We start from the raw sequence: 17,444 nt of genomic DNA, 5'->3' as shown, positions 1-17,444 counted from the left end.
AAGCGTACACCAGCAAAACCTGTACCAAGTGCGGGCACATCCACACTAAGTTGGGTGGCGCAAAGGTGTTTAGATGCCCAAAGTGCAACCATAGGCTACCACGAGATTGGCAAGGCGCTCTGGGTGTTATGCTCAGGGCTTTGCGGGATACCGCCTTTCTGTTTGGACTCCGTCCGAGTAGCGCGGTCGCGTCAGCATCGCGTAGTGACAACGGAAACGGACAGAATGCTATCGCTTCACCGCTGAGCAGTAATGCTCAGCAGTGTTCAGCGTAAATGTATCAGCACAGCTATGAAGCCTATCTCCCTTATCTGGAGTTTCTTCTGGATCAGAAGCTGGACTGGAAAAGCCGCAGTGGCCGCCTGAACTAGCCTATGCCAAGCCAGAGGGTTCCTGCCCCAGCCGCAAGGGGGGATATAGGGGGGCTAGCTGGCTTGCTCTTTGTTCGCGTCTTCCCGCTCCTGAAGAGCTGGCAGAGTTTTCTCAGTGGCTTGGGCGGCTCATCCCAATTGAAAACTTGACTGCCCGATCTGTTGAGGCCAGAATCCGGGACCCAACCCCTAGAAAGAACCCCACTGGCAGGGCAAGCCCAGCCCAACAGCGATACTCTAGGCGATACTCTAGAAGGTGTTCTTGAGTAAGTCCGTGCAAACAATGGCTCAGCCTGCCCTGCGCATCCTGCTCGTGCGCCACGGTGAGAGCACCTTCAACGTCGAAAATCGCATCCAAGGCCGCTCCGATCTCTCTCGCCTCACCCCCGGTGGAGAAGCGCAGGCACAGCGGGTAGCTGAGGTTCTGGCCGGGATCCCCTTGGATTATGCCTACTGCAGCCCTCTCTCCCGTGCCCTCGACACCGCCCGTATCATTCTCAAGGAGCGAGCGGGGATCCCTTTGTTTATCAGCGAGTACCTGCGGGAGATCGACCTGACAGCTTGGGAGGGCTTGACCTTTGCCGAGGTGAAGGAGAAATACCCAGAAGATTACCACCTATGGCGGCACCGTCCCGACGAGCTGGAGCTGGAGGGGCGCTTTCCGGTGCGGGATCTCTGGCAGCAGGCGCAGGAGTTTTGGCAACTGCTGGCCGAGCAAGTGAAGTCAGTGCCCCCCGCCTCCTCTGATCGGAGAACCGATCCAAGGCATCCCCTCACCGTTCTCGTTGTCGGACACAGCGGCATTAACCGCGCCCTGGTCAGCACCGCCATTGGCTTGGGGCCGGTTCACTACCACCGTCTTGGGCAAGATAACTGCGCCATCAGCGTTCTCAACTTTCCCCAGGGCCTGGGGGCGCTGCCGCAACTGGAATCTTTGAATATCACTGCCCATCTGGGCCAGCCTCTGCCCAAACGCAAGCAGGGGATGCGTATCCTGCTGGTGCGGCACGGCGAGACGCAATGGAACCGGGAGCAGCGCTTTCAGGGGCAGCGCGATATTCCTCTCAACGCCACTGGCGAGGAGCAGGCAGCTAGGGTGGCGGAGTTTCTGGCCGACCAGCCGCTGAACCTGGCTTTTTCCAGCCCGCTGAAGCGCCCCTGGGCTACGGCGGACGCCATCTGCAGCAACCACCCCAACCTGATCCTACGCCCGATGCCGGAGCTGCAGGAGATCTGCCACGGCGACTGGGAGGGCAAGCTCCAGAGCGAGGTGGAAGCCGAATACCCCGGCGAGCTGGAGCGCTGGCAGCGGGATCCGGCCGCGGTGCAAATGCCCAACGGGGAAAATCTGTACCAAGTGTGGGATCGCACGCGCTCGGCCTGGGAAGAGATTTTGGCCATCACCGCCGCCCAATTTCCCGAAGGCACGGCCGTGGTGGTGGCCCACGACGCCATCAACAAGGCGATCATCTGCCAGTTGTTCGGCCTTTCCCCCCACGCCTTTTGGATCTTCAAGCAGGGCAATGGCGGCATTACCGTTATCGACTACCCGGAAGGAAAGGACGGCACCCCTGTTCTCAAGGTGTTGAACCTCACCACTCACCTGTCCGGCCAGATTTTCGACTGCACCACAGCGGGTGCGCTTTAGGGAGGTGGAAGATGGGATCCACCCTCCCTGCCGACCTGAGCCTGCTCAATCTCTGCCTCCGTGGGGTGCGCCTGTTGGATCCCTGGCAACAGCGGGATGAGGTGACCGACGTGTGGCTGCAGCAGGGCCGCCTCCGGGCCACCGAGCCGGCGGGGATCCCTGCCGACATCCCCCGCCTGGAGGCTGCTGGCTGGGTGCTGGGGCCGGGCTTGATCGATCTGTACGCCCACAGTGGCGAGATCGCTGATCAAGAGCTCTCCCCCTGCCGCGAAACCCTCGCCTCTCTGGGGGCAGCAGCTCTGGCAGGGGGGTTTACCCAAGTGGGTCTTCTCCCTGCCCCCCTGCCCGGAACGGCAACTTTCCCGGTGCTGGACGAGCCGGAGCAGGTGGGCCGCTACCGCCGCCGAGCGGGGGATTCCCGCTGGCTGCCCTGGGCTGCTTTGAGCTTGCGTGACCGGGAAGAAGCTCCCAGCCTCTGGGGAGAGCTGGCCCGCGCCGGCGCCATTGGCTTTGTGGCCCGGACTGAAGGATCAGAGCCGCTGCGGTCGTTGGCCCTACTGCGGCGGGCGCTGGAGTATTTGCGGCCTTGGAATAAGCCGCTGCTGGTGTGGGCCTGGGATCCCAGCCTGGCTGGCTCGGGCAGCCTCTACGAGGGGGTGTGGGCGCTGCGCTTGGGGCTGAAGGGGATCCCAACCAGTGCCGAAACCGCGGCCTTGGCCCGTCTCCTGGAAGTAGTGCGCAGCGTTCCTTCGCCGGCGCCGGTGCATGTGATGCGCCTCAGCCAAGCCCGCAGCCTGGAGCTTGTCCAGCAGGCCCAAGCAGAGGGGCTGCCGGTTAGCGCCAGCACCACCTGGATGCACCTGCTCTTGGCGGAGGAAGCCGTCTTGGAGCACGGCTACGATCCCCACCTGCGCCTCTTGCCTCCTCTCCCCCGCAGCAGCGACCGCGAGGCCCTCATCGCCGGCATCCGCAGCGGCAGCCTGGGTATTGCCACCGACCACGCCCCCTACACCTACGAGGAGAAAACCCTGCCCTTTGCCGAAGCCCCTCCTGGGGCCATAGGCCTGGAGCTGGCGCTGCCCCTGCTGTGGCAGAACCTGGTAGAGACGGGATCCCTGACGGCGCTCCAGCTCTGGTCGGCCCTCAGCCTCTACCCGGCCCGCTGCCTGGGGTTGGAGCCGCCCAGCCTAGCTCCCGGAAGTGACTGGGTGCTGTTCGATCCGGGCCATACCTGGACGGTCTCGGCAGCCACCCTTTGCTCGCGATCCCTGGCCACTCCCTGGCTGGGCAGGACCCTGCGCGGCAAGGTGTTGCACACCCATGTTGAAGAAGGAAGCCAGCCCTGAACCTGAGACCGGCAAAACCCCTTCTCTGTGCCAAGAGGCGCAGGGCCTTGAATTATCCTGGGAGCTAGGCTCAAGGGGGTAGGGGCCCATGAAGCTAGGGAAGCGGCTGGGGACGCTGCCGAGCTTCCGGCAGTTGCAAGGGATCCGCTGGGCATGGGGAGAGTGGAGTCGCCAAGGGGAGCTGGCCTGGCGTACACTACGGCTGGCCTGGGAAAACGCGATGCGCTACCGGCTGTTTGGCCTAGCCTCCGAGATGGCCTACAGCTCGATGTTGGCCCTATTTCCCTTTATCCTCACCCTCTTGACCGGGATTGGGCTGTTTGTCGGCTCCTCTGAGCAAGCTTTTCAGCGCCTGATGGAGCAATTGGGGCAGATTGCCCCCCAAGAAGCCCTGGTGCTTCTGGAACGGTATGCGCGAGAGCTCCGCTTTGGGGAAAACCGAGGCTTGCTCTCCCTCAGCTTCTTAGGAACCCTGTGGGCTGCCTCTGGGGCCTTGGGAGCAGTGATGACGGCTTTGGATCTCAGCCACGAGATCCCCCAGGAGATGCGCCGCCCCTTTTGGAGACGCAAGCTGATCTCGATGGTTTGGATGCTAGCTACCCTGGGGTTAACCGGTTTGGCCAGCTTGATCTTCTTGTTCAGTGCCAGCTTTTTCCGCTTCTTGTCCGCCCAAGCGAAATCCCTAGCGGAGGGGGTTGCCGGGCCGGATCAGTTGGATCCCTGGCGGGAGCTGGCGCTGAAGTTGTGGGAAGCGCTCACCTGGCCTATCTCGTTGGGGATGATCGTCGTCTCCTGTTGGGTGCTGTACCGATTCGGCCCCAGCTTGCGCCGGCCCCAAATGCCGATTTGGCCAGGAGCGATTGTGGCCAGCCTGCTTTGGGTTGGGGTGTCGTGGGGGCTGCGGGTTTATGTGGAGCACTTCGGCCAGCTCAACCAAGTCTACGGAGCCGTGGGGGCAGTTATTGTCTTATTGCTGTGGGTTTGGCTCACTTCCTTGGCGCTGCTGTTTGGGGATCAGATTAACATTGCCCTCTACCAGGCCCGACAATGGATTCGGGACTGCTCCCCCACCCCTCATGCAAACGCAGATCCTCCCCCCCACCCCTGAGCACATTGCCTTGGCGGCTGAAGCGCTGCGGCGGGGCCAGTTGGTGGCCATACCTACAGAGACGGTGTACGGCCTGGCGGGCCACGGCCTCAACGAACAGGCGGTGGCAGAGATCTTTGCCGCCAAGGAGCGCCCCCGTTTCAATCCCCTGATCCTGCATCTGCCGGCTGGGCTGGATCTAGAGACACTGCAGGGCTGGCTGGTGGATCTGGAGGCTTTTACTCCCGCCGCTCGCGCTCGCCTGGGATCCCTTGTCGACACCTTTTGGCCGGGGCCGCTGACGCTGGTGCTGCCCAAGGGATCCCGGGTGCCGGATCTCGTCACCAGTGGCTTGCCCACGGTGGCGCTGCGGATGCCCGCCCACCCCGTGGCCCAGGCTTTGCTGCGGGCAGTTCAGGTGCCTTTGGCTGCCCCCAGCGCCAACCGCTTTGGCCGCCTCAGCCCTACCTCGGCCCAGGCCGTCTATGCCGAGTTGGCGGGGCGGATCCCTTACATTTTGGACGGGGGAGAGTGCAGCGTGGGCCTGGAATCGACAGTGCTCAAGCTCAGCCCCGACGGCACGCCCACCCTGTTGCGCCCTGGCGGGATCCCGCGGGAAGTTTTGGAATCCCACCTCAATTTGCCCCTAAGCTCTCCCCCTGCCCCAGACGGCAAGGAGAGTCCAGAGGCTCCCGGCCAACTGAGCAGCCACTACGCTCCCGGTAAGCCCATCTGGCTTTTGCCCACTGCCTTTGCCCAGCTTCAGCCTGAGGATTGGCAACAGTTGCGGCGCTTGGCCACTGGCCACTCGCACCTAGGCATTCTCAGTTTCGCCGCCAAACCAGAAGCGCTGGCAGAAAGCCTCTCCCGCCACTGTCCTGAGGTCACCTTTACCCTAGAATGTCTGGGCCCGGATCCCAACTCGGCGGCCCACGCCTTCTTTGCTAGCCTGCGCCGCCTGGATGAGGGAGCGGCCACCTTGCTGTTGGCTGAACCGCCACCAGTTGTCACTGGCCTAGGTTATGCGATCATGGATCGGCTACGACGGGCCAGCCGCTCATGGAAGTCTCCCCTCTCGTCGCCATCCTAATGGGCAGCGATTCCGATCTGCCCACCCTGGCACCCGCTGCCCAGGTGTGTGAGGAGTTTGGGATCCCCTACCAACTGCAGATCCTCAGCGCCCACCGCACCCCGGAGGCGATGGTGGACTTTGCCCGCCGCGCCCATATCCAAGGGATCCGCGTCATTATCGCCGGCGCCGGCGGGGCGGCCCATCTGCCGGGGATGGTAGCCTCCCTTACCCCTCTGCCGGTCATCGGGGTGCCGGTGTTCAGCCAATCTCTGCAGGGGCTGGACTCCCTATATTCGATCGTGCAAATGCCCAAGGGGATCCCGGTGGCTACTGTAGCCATCGGCAATGGCTACAACGCTGGACTCTTGGCCGTGCAGATCTTGGCCAGCGGCGATCCCGCCCTGCAACAACGGGTGCTGGCCTACCGGGAAAGCCTCAAGCAAGCGGTGCAAGAGAAAAACGCCCAGTTGCAAACTCAGGGGTGGAAAGCCTATCTCAGCTCCGCCGGCAGAGCATAATTATTGAGTGAGAGAGCGTTGGCCTGTCTTGACAGGGATCAGATGGGACGAAGTTGGGGGAGTTGCCAGCGGTGAAGGATGGATCGGGTCGCCCCTCTTCCGGACAGGGATCCTGGCGGGAATATCTGCAGCGAGTTCAGAAAGGGGCAGTGGAGAGGGGATCCCAGGTGGCCCTGTGGCTACTCTCGGGGCCGCAATGGCGGGTTTTGGCCCTGTCGGGCTTGGCCTTGGCGGGGCTGGCTTTTTGGCACTGGCGGCTAGCTCTTTCTCTAGCTGTGGGCAGTGGGGCAATGCTGGGGCTGTATGCTGCGCGCAGCCCTGAGTTCAGCCGCCGCTGGCAGGAGTTGCAAGCCTGGTTTCGCCAAGCCGATCGCTCCCTGCTGCTTGCTGTTGTCGGGGGGGCAGGCGCCGCTCTGGGCACCTACATCGTGGTTTCCATCTGGGCAGAATCCAGCCAGCGCTGGCTGGCCACGGGCGCCATTTTGCAGGGGCTAGCCACCTTTGCCTTGTTGGCGCTGCTGTTTTGGGAGTGGCTTAGCCGCCGCCAAGAGCGGCAGCGTTCCCAACTGGAGCGAGATCTCAGCGACATCGCTTCCCCCGACTCCTACCGACGGCTGCTGGGCGTGCGTCGGCTGCAGAGCTTGATGCCATACCTGGATGCCGAGCAGACGCGGCTAGCGGTGGACTACCTCCGCCTCGCCCTTGACCAAGAAACCGTGGCTGTCGTCCGGGAAGCCCTGCTGGAAGCTCTGCAGGGGTGGGGGATCCTGCGTCGCCTCAACGATTTGGCCGACCTCAAACGCCCCGAAAGCAGCGGGGATCCCTCTTCAGGTCGGAACCACAGCGTCTAGATGGCTGCCTCAACATCTCCGCTGGGTCAGCGAGTCTTCAAAGAGCGTCATTACAATGAGGATAAAGTGGAAGGGTCCTCTTTAGCAGATTGCGGTTCCTCCATGACCACCACCATTGAAGTGCCCAAGCGAGGCTTGCCTGTCACCATCATCACTGGCTTTCTGGGGAGCGGGAAAACCACTCTGCTCAACCACATCCTCCGCAACCAGAAAGGGATGCGCACAGCGGTGCTGGTCAACGAATTTGGGGAGATTGGCATCGACGGCGAGCTGATTGTCTCCAGCGAAGAAGACCTCGTAGAGCTCAACAACGGCTGCATCTGCTGCACCATCCGCGACGACATTGTCGAGAGTGTGCTGCGCCTGATGGAGCGCTCCGACAAAATCGACTACCTGGTGGTGGAGACCACAGGACTGGCGGATCCCTTGCCGGTTGCCCTCACCTTTTTGGGGCCAGAACTGCGGGATCTGACACGGCTGGATTCGATCATCACCCTGGTGGATGCCAGCAACTTCGCTCCTGATCTGTTCAACAGTGACGTGGCCTACAGCCAAATTGCCTATGGGGATGTCATTCTCCTCAACAAAACCGACCTGGTTGAGCCGGCGGAGATCGAGCGCCTGGAAAAACGCATTCGCGAGATCAAGGAAGATGCCCGCATTTTGCGCACGGTCAACAGCGCAGTGCCCCTAGAGCTGATCCTGGATACAGACCTGTTTCAGTCCAGCTCTCTGCCCCAGGAGGAGGCTCCCGACGCTGAGCATGACCATGAGCATGACCATGAGCATGACCACGAACACGGCCATGATCACGGCCACTCGCACCGCAGCCACATCGAGGTCGATGGTTTTAACTCCCTGGCCTTTGAGAGCGATCGCCCCTTCTCTCTAGACGCTTTCCAGAACTTTCTCAACGAGTTGCCCGATGCAGTCTTTCGGGCCAAAGGGATCCTGTGGTTTGAGGAAAGCCCAGAGCGACATATCTTCCACCTCAGCGGTCGGCGCTACACCCTCAGCAGCGACGCCTGGCCTCGCCAGCCCAAAAACCAGTTGGTGCTCATCGGCCAGCACCTCGATACGGCCAAGCTGCGGCAAAAGTTGGAAGCCTGTCTTGTCCCGGCGCCCGTCCAGGGCTAAGAACTGGGTGGCGGCTTAGAATCGTCGGGCCCTGTTCCGGCAGCCTCGCGAGGGGAGCCTTGAGAGAGGGCATCCCAGCTATGTCCGACATCTTTGTGATGATCCGCAACCAGGCCAACAACGCCCTCACTTCCATCGACGGGATCCCTTTTGTCGCCTTTCTGGAGCGGGAGGGGCAACTGATTGCCGAAGAAACCATCGAGTTAATCTACGCCGACGCCGGCTTTGATGACCTGCCGATTGGAGAATACACTGTGGGGGTACGGCATGAACGGGTGGAACCGCAAAAAGCCACCTGCCCGGTTGCGATTAGGGGTGCCAACGAAGTTGTTTTGGTAACATTTGTTTACCTCGAGCCGGAGCGGGTTCTGCTGAACGCTCAGATTGCTGTGGAAAAAAGGTTGTAACCATGACCGTCAAAGTGATCCCATCGCACTCCATCAAAGCTTTTCGCTATCGAGTGTTTTGTCTGGGACAAGATCTCTGGAATGCCCGGGATCCGATTAGCCGTGCCAACCTAGCCCTACAACTGGCCGACGCGGCCACAACCCTGGCCCGTATGGAAGTGCAAGCCGCTCAGCCTTTCAGCTCAAGCCCTTCCTATTCCCTGCCGGAAGCAGGCCATAGGTAATCGCTCCAGTCCGGCCTTGAGGCCAGAGGCAAGGGATCCCGCCCGACCAGCATCACTCCCACTCGATGGTGCCGGGGGGCTTGGAGGTGATGTCGTAGACTACGCGGTTGACGCCCGGCACCTCGTTGACGATGCGGTTGGAGATGGTGGCCAAGAGGTCGTAGGGCACCCTAGCCCAGTCCGCCGTCATGCCGTCTTCGCTGGTGACCAGTCGCACCACCACCGGGCAGGCATAGGTGCGCTTATCCCCCATCACCCCCACCGAGCGCACTTCCGGCAGCAACACGGCAAAGGCTTGCCACAGCTTGGGATAGTAGCCGGAGCGGTTGATCTCCTGGCGGACAATCATGTCGGCCTCGCGCAGGATCTCCAGCCGCTCTTTGGTGACCTCGCCCACAATGCGGATGGCCAGGCCCGGCCCCGGGAAAGGATGGCGGCCAACAATTTCTTCCGGCAAGCCCAACGAACGGGCCAGTTGCCGTACCTCATCTTTGAAGAGCTTGCGCAGAGGTTCTACCAGCTTAAAGCGCAGATTCTCCGGCAAGCCGCCGACGTTGTGGTGGCTTTTGATCTTGACGGCAATGCGCTCTCCGGTAACCGGATCCACATTGGTGTTGGCCGACTCGATCACATCGGGGTAAAGGGTGCCCTGGGCCAGGTACTCGAAGGGGCCCAGCCGCTGCGACTCCTCCTCAAACACGCGAATAAACTCTGCCCCGATGCGTTTGCGCTTCTCCTCGGGATCGGTGACCCCCTGCAACTGGCGGAGAAAGCGCTCTTGTCCGTCCACGTAGTGGACAGGGATGTGAAATTGCTCTTGGAAAAGGCGCAGCAGCCGCTGCGGCTCATCTTTGCGCATGAACCCCTGGTCGATGAACACGCAGGTGAGCTGATCCCCAATGGCCTTGTGTAGCAGAAAAGCCAAAGTAGAGCTGTCCACCCCCCCCGAAAGGGCCAACAGCACCCTCTTGTCGCCCACGCGGGCACGGACTTCCCGAATGGCCTCCTCCAGAAAAGCTTCCGTTGTCCAGGTGGGCTCGCAGCCGCAGATGTGATAGACAAAATTGCGAATGAGAAAGGTACCGGCCTCCGAGTGGGCCACCTCTGGGTGAAATTGCACCCCGTAGAGACGGCGCGCCGGATCGGCAATGGCGGCAAAGGGGGTGTTGTCAGTGTAAGCCAGCGAATGAAAGCCCGGGGGCAACTCGGTCACCGAGTCTCCGTGGCTCATCCACATGATGCTGCTTTCTGGCAGGTTGGTGAGCAGATCGGTGGGATCCAAAATGTGCAGGGCGGCACGGCCGTATTCCCCCTTCTGGGCCGGCTCCACCTTGCCCCCCAACTGCTGCACCATAAGCTGCATACCGTAGCACACGCCCAGGATGGGGATCCCCAAGTTCCAGATCTCCAGGTCACAAGCGGGAGCGCCCGGCTCATAGACCGAGTTGGGGCCGCCGGAGAGGATGATGCCCTGGGGCCGCAGTTGCCGCAGTTGCTCGGCAGTGGTGCGGTAGGAAAGGATTTCCGAATAGACGTGGGTTTCGCGAATACGCCGGGCAATGAGCTCAGAGTACTGGGATCCAAAATCGAGAATAACAATCATCTGGCGCTGCACCTTGAGGGAGGAAGGAAAAAGGCCGGGAGGGAGGGGAGAGGTAGAAGAGTTCACAAAACCTCGCAAGTGCAGAATGAGAAAGCCGGGCCTAGCGACTAACTCGGCTGTGGATAAGAAACATTAAGGGCTCTTCCATCGTAACAGGGATGGAGGCGCTTGCTTGCAGTTGCCTGTCCTGGAGAGTCCCTATCGGGTGGGAAGAGAGTTTTCGCTAAAAAACCGCTCACTGGCTAGGCAATGATTCCCAGCAACCATCGCAACGGGGAACCCAGATGACCAGGTAAAGGCAAGACTTATGATCGAAAAAAGAAGCCATCCAGACCGGTGGAGATACTGGCAAAGATCCGCAGTGCCATCGTTTTATGTCCGTTGTTGCTGAGTCCTTTCAAACGTATCTTCGTCGTCGCCGTCGTCTGCTGGCTCGCCGTCTCAAGCGGCAGCAAGGGTGGGGTGTGGTTTTGGCTTTGTTGGCCTTGTACTTGCTCAGTTGGGATGCGCTGAGCGAGGGTGGGTCGTTGCTGCACTTGGGGAGAGGGCAACCCCTATGGCTGGTGGTGATCCCGCTGTTGGGGGGAGGACTCTACAGCTTGGGCGCTGGGATGGTCTGGATGCTGCGCCAGCGCTGCTCTGCCCAGCTTTTGGCCGAGATGATCAGCTTGCCCCACTTGGCTTTGGCCGCCCTGCTCTGGCTGGGTCTGGCCATCTGGGGAGAGCAGCTTTCGCCTTTCCTGTTACCACAAAAAAACCAGTTATTGGCGGGCCTGGTGATGAGTTGGCTGTTGGCTCAGGGGTGGAGTTTTCTTCGCTCCCACTGGATCGTGGAGGTGGGGCAGCTGTGGAGGGATTATCTGCAGGAGCTGCGAGCCTCGGTGTTACAGCCCTGCTACCGGCGCCTGGAAAGCTGCCGCCATTCGCTGCGCCTCTATCAGGCCATTTGGCAAGACCTACAACTGGAAGAGCTGGAAGCCCAGCACCTGATCCAGGTGCTCTCTGAATCGCTGTTGCCGCTGACCTTGCCGCTCAAGGTCTATGCCCAGCGGGTTCACCACTACTGCCAACAGTTGGCAGCCCTGCTGGCGCAGATGCAAGAGCAGGTGGAGCGACTGGAGCAGGTGCTTCTGGATGTGGAGCTGGAGTTGGCCTCCCGTCAATCCTTCCAGGCCCAGCCACAGCCGATTAACCTGCTGGTGGAAGAGGGGATCCACTGTCAGGAGCTGGATTTGCAGGAGTTGGTTTGCCTGAACCAGGAGCTGCTGGGGGCCGATCGCTCTTTGCAGGGCTTGGCCGAAGAGCTCAAGGGCTGGGCCGACAAAGCCATCCCCGCCGGCTTAAAACTGGGATTGCCATGGCTGCGATCCCTGGGATGAAGAAGGCTGACCCGCCTGCTTCTGAGCCCCCAGAACTGGAGGCCCTGTGGTCAAGCTGGCTGGTGGATCTGGGCTGGCAGCCTTCTGAGCCGCAGCAGCAGCAACTGCAACAGCTCTATTCCCTGGTGATGGCCGGAAACCGCACCCAAAACCTCACCCGCATCACCGATCCCATCGATTTTTGGGAGAAACACCTGTGGGACTCGCTGCGGGGCCTGCGCCTGCTGGGATCCTGGGATGAAATCCAAGCTCAGCCCTGGCGCGGGATCGACATCGGCACCGGGGCAGGGTTTCCAGGGATCCCGGCCCAGATCGCCCTGCCCCAGGCCCACTTCACCCTCCTAGACAGCAGCCAACGCAAGATCGCCTTTGTGCAAGAAGTTTTGCAGCAGCTTTCCCTCGCCCAGGCGCGGGCGGTGGCCCAACGGGCAGAGATCTGGGGGCAAGACCCGCAGGAACGCGGCAGCTACGATCTGGCCTTGGCCAGAGCCGTGGCAGCGGCGGAGATCTGCGCCGAGTATTGCCTGCCCCTGCTCAAGGTGGGGGGACGCGCCATTCTCTACCGCGGCCATTGGACCGAGGCAGAAGCCCAAACCCTGAAGCGGGCCCTTTCTCTTTTGGGGGGGAAGCTGATCCATGTCGAAGCCTTCACTACCCCCCACAGCCACGGGATGCGGCATTGCCTGCTGTTGGAGAAAGTCGCCCCTACACCAGCTTGCTATCCCCGTCCTCCCGGCATTCCCAAACGCCAACCCCTGGGACAGGACAAGCGCCGCTAAAAGTTGGGATCCTTAATTTCCTAGTTCAAAAAAGCTTCTGCACATTCCTGGAGAAAGATCTTGGACAGGTAGTTTGCAAATGCCGTCGGGGAGACTAAGATGTGGATGGCATCAGGTTCGGATTGAGCCAATGGTCTAACCAGGTGAGCTTCCGAACTGAGCGCTAAAGGTTAAGGTTCGGAGTTCGCTACGTTATGACCATTTTTGTGGGCAATCTGTCCTTCAAGGCCAGTGAAGAAGACCTACGGCTTGTGTTTTCCGAGTACGGCACCGTCAAGCAAATCAAGCTGCCGGTGGATCGGGAGACGGGCCGCAAGCGCGGCTTTGCTTTTGTGGAACTGGAAAACGAGGCCGACGAGCAAAAAGCCATCGATGAGTTGGATGGCGCCACCTGGATGGGCCGGGATCTGAGGGTTAACAAGGCCATGCCGCGTCAGGCCGGCGCAGGCGGCGGCAGGCGGGATAGCCGTTCTTCCCGCTTCTAATCCGATAGGCTCTGGGCCGGGGATCCCTCTCCCCGGCCTTTAGCTTTGGCCGAAGATGACTTTGGCCAGAAAGGCCAAGCCAAACCAGGTGGAGGCCACCAGGACAATAGCCGGGCCAGAAGCGACGTTGAGGTAGTAGCTGGCGTACATCCCCAGCAAGCTAGCGCTGACGCCAAACAGGGATCCCAGCAGCATCACCTGCTGCAGGCGAGGCACCAACAGGTAGGCTGTTGCTGCCGGCGTGATGAGCATGGCCAGCACCAGCAGCACCCCCACCGCCTTCATGCTGGCCACCAAAGTTAGGGAGGTGAGCGCCATCAGCCCCCAGCCCAGTCCCTCGGTGGGCAGGCCGGCTGCCTTGGCTCCCAGGGGATCGAAACTGTAAAAAGTCAGCTCTTTAAAAAAGAGGGCCACCAATCCCAGCACCAGAGCGGTGATGCCCACCACCGTCAACACGTCGGCAGCACTTACCCCCAGCAGGTTGCCGAAGAGGAAGTGGTTGAGATCGATGCGGGCCCGCCGTTGGATCAGGGTGATCAACAGGATCCCCAAAGCAAAGAAAGCAGAAAAGACGATCCCCATGGCCGCATCGGGCTTGAGGGGAGTGGCGGAGCGGATCCACTGGATGAGCAGAGCGCTCAGCAACCCCGCCACGAAGGCGCCGACAAAAAGGTTTAGGCCCAGCATGTAGGCAATGGCCAGGCCCGGCAGCAGCGAATGGCTGAGGGCATCTCCCAGCAGGGCCAAGCTTTGCACCAGCAGATAGCTGCCCACCACGGCGCAGAGCATGCCGATGGCCACGGCCACCAACAGGGCCCGCTGCATGAAGGCAAAGCGCAAGGGATCCGCCAGGGTGTGCCAGAGCCCTTCCATACCACCTCTCACCCCCTAGGCAGCCGAGTCCAAGGGCAGGATACGGCCATAGGCCCGCTGCAACACCTGCGGCTGCAACACCTGCTGCGGGGATCCCTGGGCAATCAGCACGCGGTTGAGGAGCAGCACCTCGTCAAAGTAGGCCAGCGCCTGCCCCAGGTCGTGGTGCACCACCATCACGATATGGCCGGCGTCGGCCAGCTCCCGCAACACCTGAAACACAATGGCCTCGCTGGGCTGGTCGATCCCGGCCAGCGGCTCGTCCAGGGCGTAGATCTCCGCTTCCTGCGCTAGAGCCCGCGCCAAAAACACCCGCTGCTGCTGTCCCCCTGATAGCCGACCAATGGGCCGATCCCGATAGGCTCCCATCCCCACCCGCTCCAGGGCTTGCGCGGCCCGCTCCCGACCTTCTGGCCCGATGCGGCGCAACCAGCCGGCAGCTCTTACCTGTCCCATCAGCACCACATCCCACACCGTGGCCGGAAAGCTCCAGTCGATGGCCGACCGCTGCGGCACATAGGCCACTTGCTCCCCCCGCAGCACCTGGCCGCCGTAGCGCACCTCGCCCCCCTCTTTGGGCACCAACCCCAACAGCGCCTTGAGCAATGTACTCTTGCCGGCCCCGTTGGGCCCCAGGATGCCCGTGATGCGCCCCGGCCGGATCTCGGCGCCGATCCTCTCCAACGCCAGCAACTTGCCGTAGCGCACCGTCAGATCCCGCACCACCAGGGAGGCCGGACGAAGCGGGAGAGAAACCGCTGGTTTTTTCATTTTCCTTTCATTTTCATCAAGACCAGTGTAACCTAGGGGGGTACATGAATCATGAAACGATTATGAAAATGAAAGCTTTGTTTTTTGCTGGGCGCCGCTTGGCGGTGGGATTTGGCCTGGTGATCGGGGGTTGGCTGTCCCTGGCTGGCTTGGCTGTGGCGCGTCCCCGCGTCGTGGTCACCACCACCTTGATTGCCGATTGGGTAGGGCAGGTGGGGCAGGATCGCATCCAGCTCAGCAGCCTGCTGCAGCCGGGCGTGGATCCCCACGTCTATGAGCCGACGCCGGCCGATGCCGCGGCCCTGGAGCAAGCGGATCTGGTGTTTTACAACGGCTACAACCTGGAGCCGGGGTTAATTCGTCTTATCGAGGCCACGGCCCAAGGAGCGCGGCGGGTTGCCCTGGCCGAGATCCTTGAGCCCATCGTCGCCGATGAAGACGGGATCCCGACGCCGGATCCCCACGTGTGGGGCAATGTGGAAAACGTCATCCTCATGGTGGAGCACATTGCCCAGGAGCTGACGGAGCAAGTCCCCAACGAAGCCGCTTTTTTCCAGGCCAATGCCGCCGCCTATCGGGCGGAGCTGGAGGAGCTCCACACCTGGATCGGGGAACAGATTCCGACCATTCCCCCCGCCAACCGGGTTCTGGTGACCACCCACGATGCCTTTGCCTACTACACCCAAGCCTACGGCCTGAAGATGGGGGGATCCCTCCTGGGGATCAGCACCGAGGAACAGCCCAGCGCCCAGACGGTGGCCCAGTTGGTGGAGGAGATCCGCGCCCTGGGGGTGCCGGCGGTCTTTGCCGAGACCACCCTTAACCCCGCTCTCATCCAGACGGTGGCCGCCGAAGCCGGGGTGCAGGTAGCCGAACAGGAACTGTACTCGGACTCTTTGGGGGAAGCAGGCAGCGGCGCCGAAACCTACGTCGCCATGATGCGCCTCAACACCTGCACCATCGTGGCGGCCTTGGGCGGATCCCCTGACTGTCCTTGAGGGGCAGCATCGAGACGGTGGGGCTGAGTTTTGTATGATAGGGGCTCAGACCCTCGTTATCTCACCGCGTCCATGCCTGCTGCCATCCGTCGCCCGCCTCGTTCCCTCTACTGTGGCCAAGTGCGCCCGGCCCACATCGGCCAGACCGTCACCCTCTACGGCTGGATCGACCGCCGCCGCGACCACGGCGGTGTGATCTTCTTGGATCTGCGGGATCGCTCCGGCATCGTGCAACTGGTGGCCGATCCCCAGAAAACCCCCCTCTCCTACGAGCTGGCGGGGCAGGTGCGCAGCGAATATGTGGTGCGGGTAACGGGAACGGTTCACCAAAGACCTAGTGACTCCTTTAATCCCCGCCTGGCCACCGGCGAGGTGGAGGTCTACGCGGAAGAGTTGGAAATTCTCAGCCGGGTGGGCAAGCAGCTTCCCTTCAGCGTCTCGGGGGAGGAAGGGGAAGAGGTGCGGGAGGAGATCCGCCTGCGCTACCGCTACTTGGACTTGAGGCGAGAGCGCCTGTCCCGCAACCTGCAGCTGCGTCACCAGGTCATCAAGGCCATCCGCCGCTTCCTGGAGGACGAAGAAGGCTTTATCGAGGTGGAAACCCCCATCCTCACCCGCTCTACCCCCGAAGGTGCCAGAGATTACCTGGTGCCGAGCCGCGTCAACCCCGGGGAGTGGTTTGCCCTGCCGCAGTCGCCCCAGCTTTTTAAGCAGTTGCTGATGGTGGCCGGCGTGGATCGCTACTACCAAATTGCCCGCTGCTTTCGGGATGAGGATCTGCGGGCGGATCGCCAGCCGGAGTTTACCCAGCTGGACATGGAGATGAGCTTTATGGATCAGGAGGCGATCCTGGAACTCAACGAGCGGCTCCTCTGCCATATCTTCAAAACCGTCAAAGGCATCGACCTGCCCCGCCCTTTCCCGCGGCTGACCTATGCCGAGGCCATGGCCCGCTACGGCTCCGACAAGCCCGACACCCGCTTTGGGCTGGAATTGGTGGATGTTTCGCCGCTGTTTCAGGGATCCGGCTTTAAGGTCTTCGCCAAGGCCTTGCAAGAGGGCGGTGTGATCAAAGTTCTGCCGGTGCCGGGCGGCGACGAAAAGATCTCCAACACCCGCATCAAGCCGGGCGGGGATCTGTTCAAGCTGGTCACCCAGTACGGGGCGGGTGGCCTGGCCTTCATCCGGGTGCGGCCCGGCAGCCTCGACACCATCGGCGCCCTCAAAGAAAGCCTCAGCCCCGAGCAGGAACAGCAGTTGCTGCAGCTTACCAACGCCAAGCCGGGGGATCTGCTGCTGTTTGGAGCAGGGCCGGCTGCCGTGGTCAACGAGTCGCTGGGCCGCCTGCGGCTGCACCTGGGCCAGGAGCTGGGCTTGATCCCGGAGAACGCCTTGAATCTCCTCTGGATCACCGATTTTCCCCTGTTTGAATTCAATGCCGAGGAAAACCGCCTGGAAGCCCTGCACCACCCCTTTACCGCCCCCCACCCCGACGACTTGGCCGACCTGAAAACGGCGCGGGCCCAGGCCTACGACCTGGTCTGGAACGGCGTGGAAGTGGGCGGGGGATCCCTGCGCATCTACCAGCGCGAGATCCAGGAGCAGGTTTTCCAGACCATTGGCCTTACCCCTGAGCAGGCGCGGGACAAGTTTGGCTTTTTGCTGGAAGCCTTCGAGTACGGCACCCCGCCCCACGGCGGCATCGCCTATGGCCTAGACCGGCTGGTGATGCTCTTGGCGGGGGAAGATTCCATCCGCGATGTCATCGCCTTTCCCAAAACCCAGCAGGCCAGGTGTTTGCTCACCGGTGCCCCTTCCGGCGTCGAGGCCAAGCAGCTCAAAGAACTGCACGTGGCCTCCACCTATCAGCCCGGCTGAACAGGATCCCCTGTTCC

At 61.7% G+C, this 17,444-nt stretch carries 18 protein-coding genes; 15 read left to right on the top strand and 3 right to left on the bottom strand.

Annotated features, from left to right (window positions below; genetic code table 11):
• The 10 genes from SYN63AY4M2_RS13085 to SYN63AY4M2_RS13040 all read left to right on the top strand — a co-directional run.
• A partial coding sequence (locus SYN63AY4M2_RS13085; protein WP_143597027.1) for a zinc ribbon domain-containing protein occupies positions 1 to 275 on the top strand: 275 nt, incomplete at its 5' end.
• Positions 276 to 654: 379 nt separating this feature from the next.
• The gene (locus SYN63AY4M2_RS13080; RefSeq protein WP_011430495.1) at positions 655 to 2,019 is read left to right on the top strand and encodes a histidine phosphatase family protein; all 1,365 of its coding nucleotides are present in this window, start codon (positions 655 to 657) and stop codon (positions 2,017 to 2,019) included.
• Positions 2,020 to 2,030: 11 nt separating this feature from the next.
• Entirely contained in the window at positions 2,031 to 3,365 is a 1,335-nt protein-coding gene (locus tag SYN63AY4M2_RS13075) for a dihydroorotase (protein ID WP_099813168.1), read from the top strand.
• Positions 3,366 to 3,453: 88 nt separating this feature from the next.
• Positions 3,454 to 4,473: a YihY/virulence factor BrkB family protein gene (locus SYN63AY4M2_RS13070; protein WP_049749756.1), complete on the top strand. Its 1,020-nt coding sequence runs from the start codon at positions 3,454 to 3,456 to the stop codon at positions 4,471 to 4,473.
• On the top strand, positions 4,442 to 5,542 hold the full coding sequence (locus SYN63AY4M2_RS13065) for an L-threonylcarbamoyladenylate synthase (protein ID WP_011430498.1): 1,101 nt from the start codon (positions 4,442 to 4,444) through the stop codon (positions 5,540 to 5,542). The genes SYN63AY4M2_RS13070 and SYN63AY4M2_RS13065 overlap by 32 nt, the downstream gene beginning before the upstream one ends.
• Positions 5,512 to 6,042, top strand: coding sequence for a 5-(carboxyamino)imidazole ribonucleotide mutase (gene purE, locus SYN63AY4M2_RS13060; protein ID WP_011430499.1), 531 nt, complete (start codon positions 5,512 to 5,514; stop codon positions 6,040 to 6,042). The genes SYN63AY4M2_RS13065 and purE overlap by 31 nt, the downstream gene beginning before the upstream one ends.
• 71 nt (positions 6,043 to 6,113) lie before the next feature.
• Positions 6,114 to 6,893, top strand: a complete 780-nt coding sequence (locus tag SYN63AY4M2_RS13055) for a hypothetical protein (RefSeq protein WP_071813555.1) — start codon at positions 6,114 to 6,116, stop codon at positions 6,891 to 6,893.
• Between the two features lie 102 nt (positions 6,894 to 6,995).
• Entirely contained in the window at positions 6,996 to 8,030 is a 1,035-nt protein-coding gene (locus SYN63AY4M2_RS13050) for a GTP-binding protein (RefSeq protein ID WP_099813166.1), read from the top strand.
• 80 nt (positions 8,031 to 8,110) lie between these two features.
• Positions 8,111 to 8,437 (top strand): hypothetical protein, encoded by a 327-nt coding sequence (locus SYN63AY4M2_RS13045; protein ID WP_228375221.1) that lies wholly within the window; start codon positions 8,111 to 8,113, stop codon positions 8,435 to 8,437.
• A gap of 2 nt (positions 8,438 to 8,439) precedes the next feature.
• Entirely contained in the window at positions 8,440 to 8,661 is a 222-nt protein-coding gene (locus SYN63AY4M2_RS13040; RefSeq protein ID WP_011430503.1) for a hypothetical protein, read from the top strand.
• A gap of 52 nt (positions 8,662 to 8,713) precedes the next feature.
• Here SYN63AY4M2_RS13040 and guaA read toward each other — a convergent pair whose 3' ends face one another.
• Entirely contained in the window at positions 8,714 to 10,264 is a 1,551-nt protein-coding gene (guaA, locus tag SYN63AY4M2_RS13035) for a glutamine-hydrolyzing GMP synthase (protein WP_099835001.1), read from the bottom strand.
• A gap of 374 nt (positions 10,265 to 10,638) precedes the next feature.
• On the opposite strand from guaA, the gene SYN63AY4M2_RS13030 reads away from it, so the two are divergent.
• From SYN63AY4M2_RS13030 to SYN63AY4M2_RS13020, 3 genes are all read left to right on the top strand, one after another.
• Positions 10,639 to 11,643: a hypothetical protein gene (locus tag SYN63AY4M2_RS13030; protein WP_099887449.1), complete on the top strand. Its 1,005-nt coding sequence runs from the start codon at positions 10,639 to 10,641 to the stop codon at positions 11,641 to 11,643.
• Positions 11,640 to 12,422, top strand: a complete 783-nt coding sequence (gene rsmG / locus SYN63AY4M2_RS13025; protein ID WP_011430507.1) for a 16S rRNA (guanine(527)-N(7))-methyltransferase RsmG — start codon at positions 11,640 to 11,642, stop codon at positions 12,420 to 12,422. The genes SYN63AY4M2_RS13030 and rsmG overlap by 4 nt, the downstream gene beginning before the upstream one ends.
• A 194-nt stretch (positions 12,423 to 12,616) precedes the next feature.
• Positions 12,617 to 12,907, top strand: a complete 291-nt coding sequence (locus SYN63AY4M2_RS13020; protein ID WP_011430509.1) for an RNA-binding protein — start codon at positions 12,617 to 12,619, stop codon at positions 12,905 to 12,907.
• A gap of 39 nt (positions 12,908 to 12,946) precedes the next feature.
• On the opposite strand, the gene SYN63AY4M2_RS13015 is transcribed toward SYN63AY4M2_RS13020, so the two are convergent.
• The gene (locus SYN63AY4M2_RS13015; protein WP_011430510.1) at positions 12,947 to 13,780 is read right to left on the bottom strand and encodes a metal ABC transporter permease; all 834 of its coding nucleotides are present in this window, start codon (positions 13,778 to 13,780) and stop codon (positions 12,947 to 12,949) included.
• A 15-nt stretch (positions 13,781 to 13,795) separates the two neighbouring features.
• Entirely contained in the window at positions 13,796 to 14,551 is a 756-nt protein-coding gene (locus SYN63AY4M2_RS13010) for a metal ABC transporter ATP-binding protein (protein ID WP_011430511.1), read from the bottom strand.
• A gap of 68 nt (positions 14,552 to 14,619) precedes the next feature.
• Here SYN63AY4M2_RS13010 and SYN63AY4M2_RS13005 point away from each other — a divergent pair, with 68 nt between their 5' ends.
• Both SYN63AY4M2_RS13005 and aspS read left to right on the top strand, forming a co-directional pair.
• The gene (locus tag SYN63AY4M2_RS13005) at positions 14,620 to 15,549 is read left to right on the top strand and encodes a zinc ABC transporter substrate-binding protein (protein WP_168175126.1); all 930 of its coding nucleotides are present in this window, start codon (positions 14,620 to 14,622) and stop codon (positions 15,547 to 15,549) included.
• Between the two features lie 72 nt (positions 15,550 to 15,621).
• The gene (gene aspS, locus SYN63AY4M2_RS13000) at positions 15,622 to 17,427 is read left to right on the top strand and encodes an aspartate--tRNA ligase (RefSeq protein ID WP_011430513.1); all 1,806 of its coding nucleotides are present in this window, start codon (positions 15,622 to 15,624) and stop codon (positions 17,425 to 17,427) included.
• Positions 17,428 to 17,444: the final 17 nt, after the last annotated feature.

Source organism: Synechococcus sp. 63AY4M2 (assembly GCF_002760475.1).
Classification (GTDB): Bacteria; Cyanobacteriota; Cyanobacteriia; order Thermostichales; family Thermostichaceae; genus Thermostichus.
This window is presented reverse-complemented; position numbering and strand designations above follow the sequence as displayed.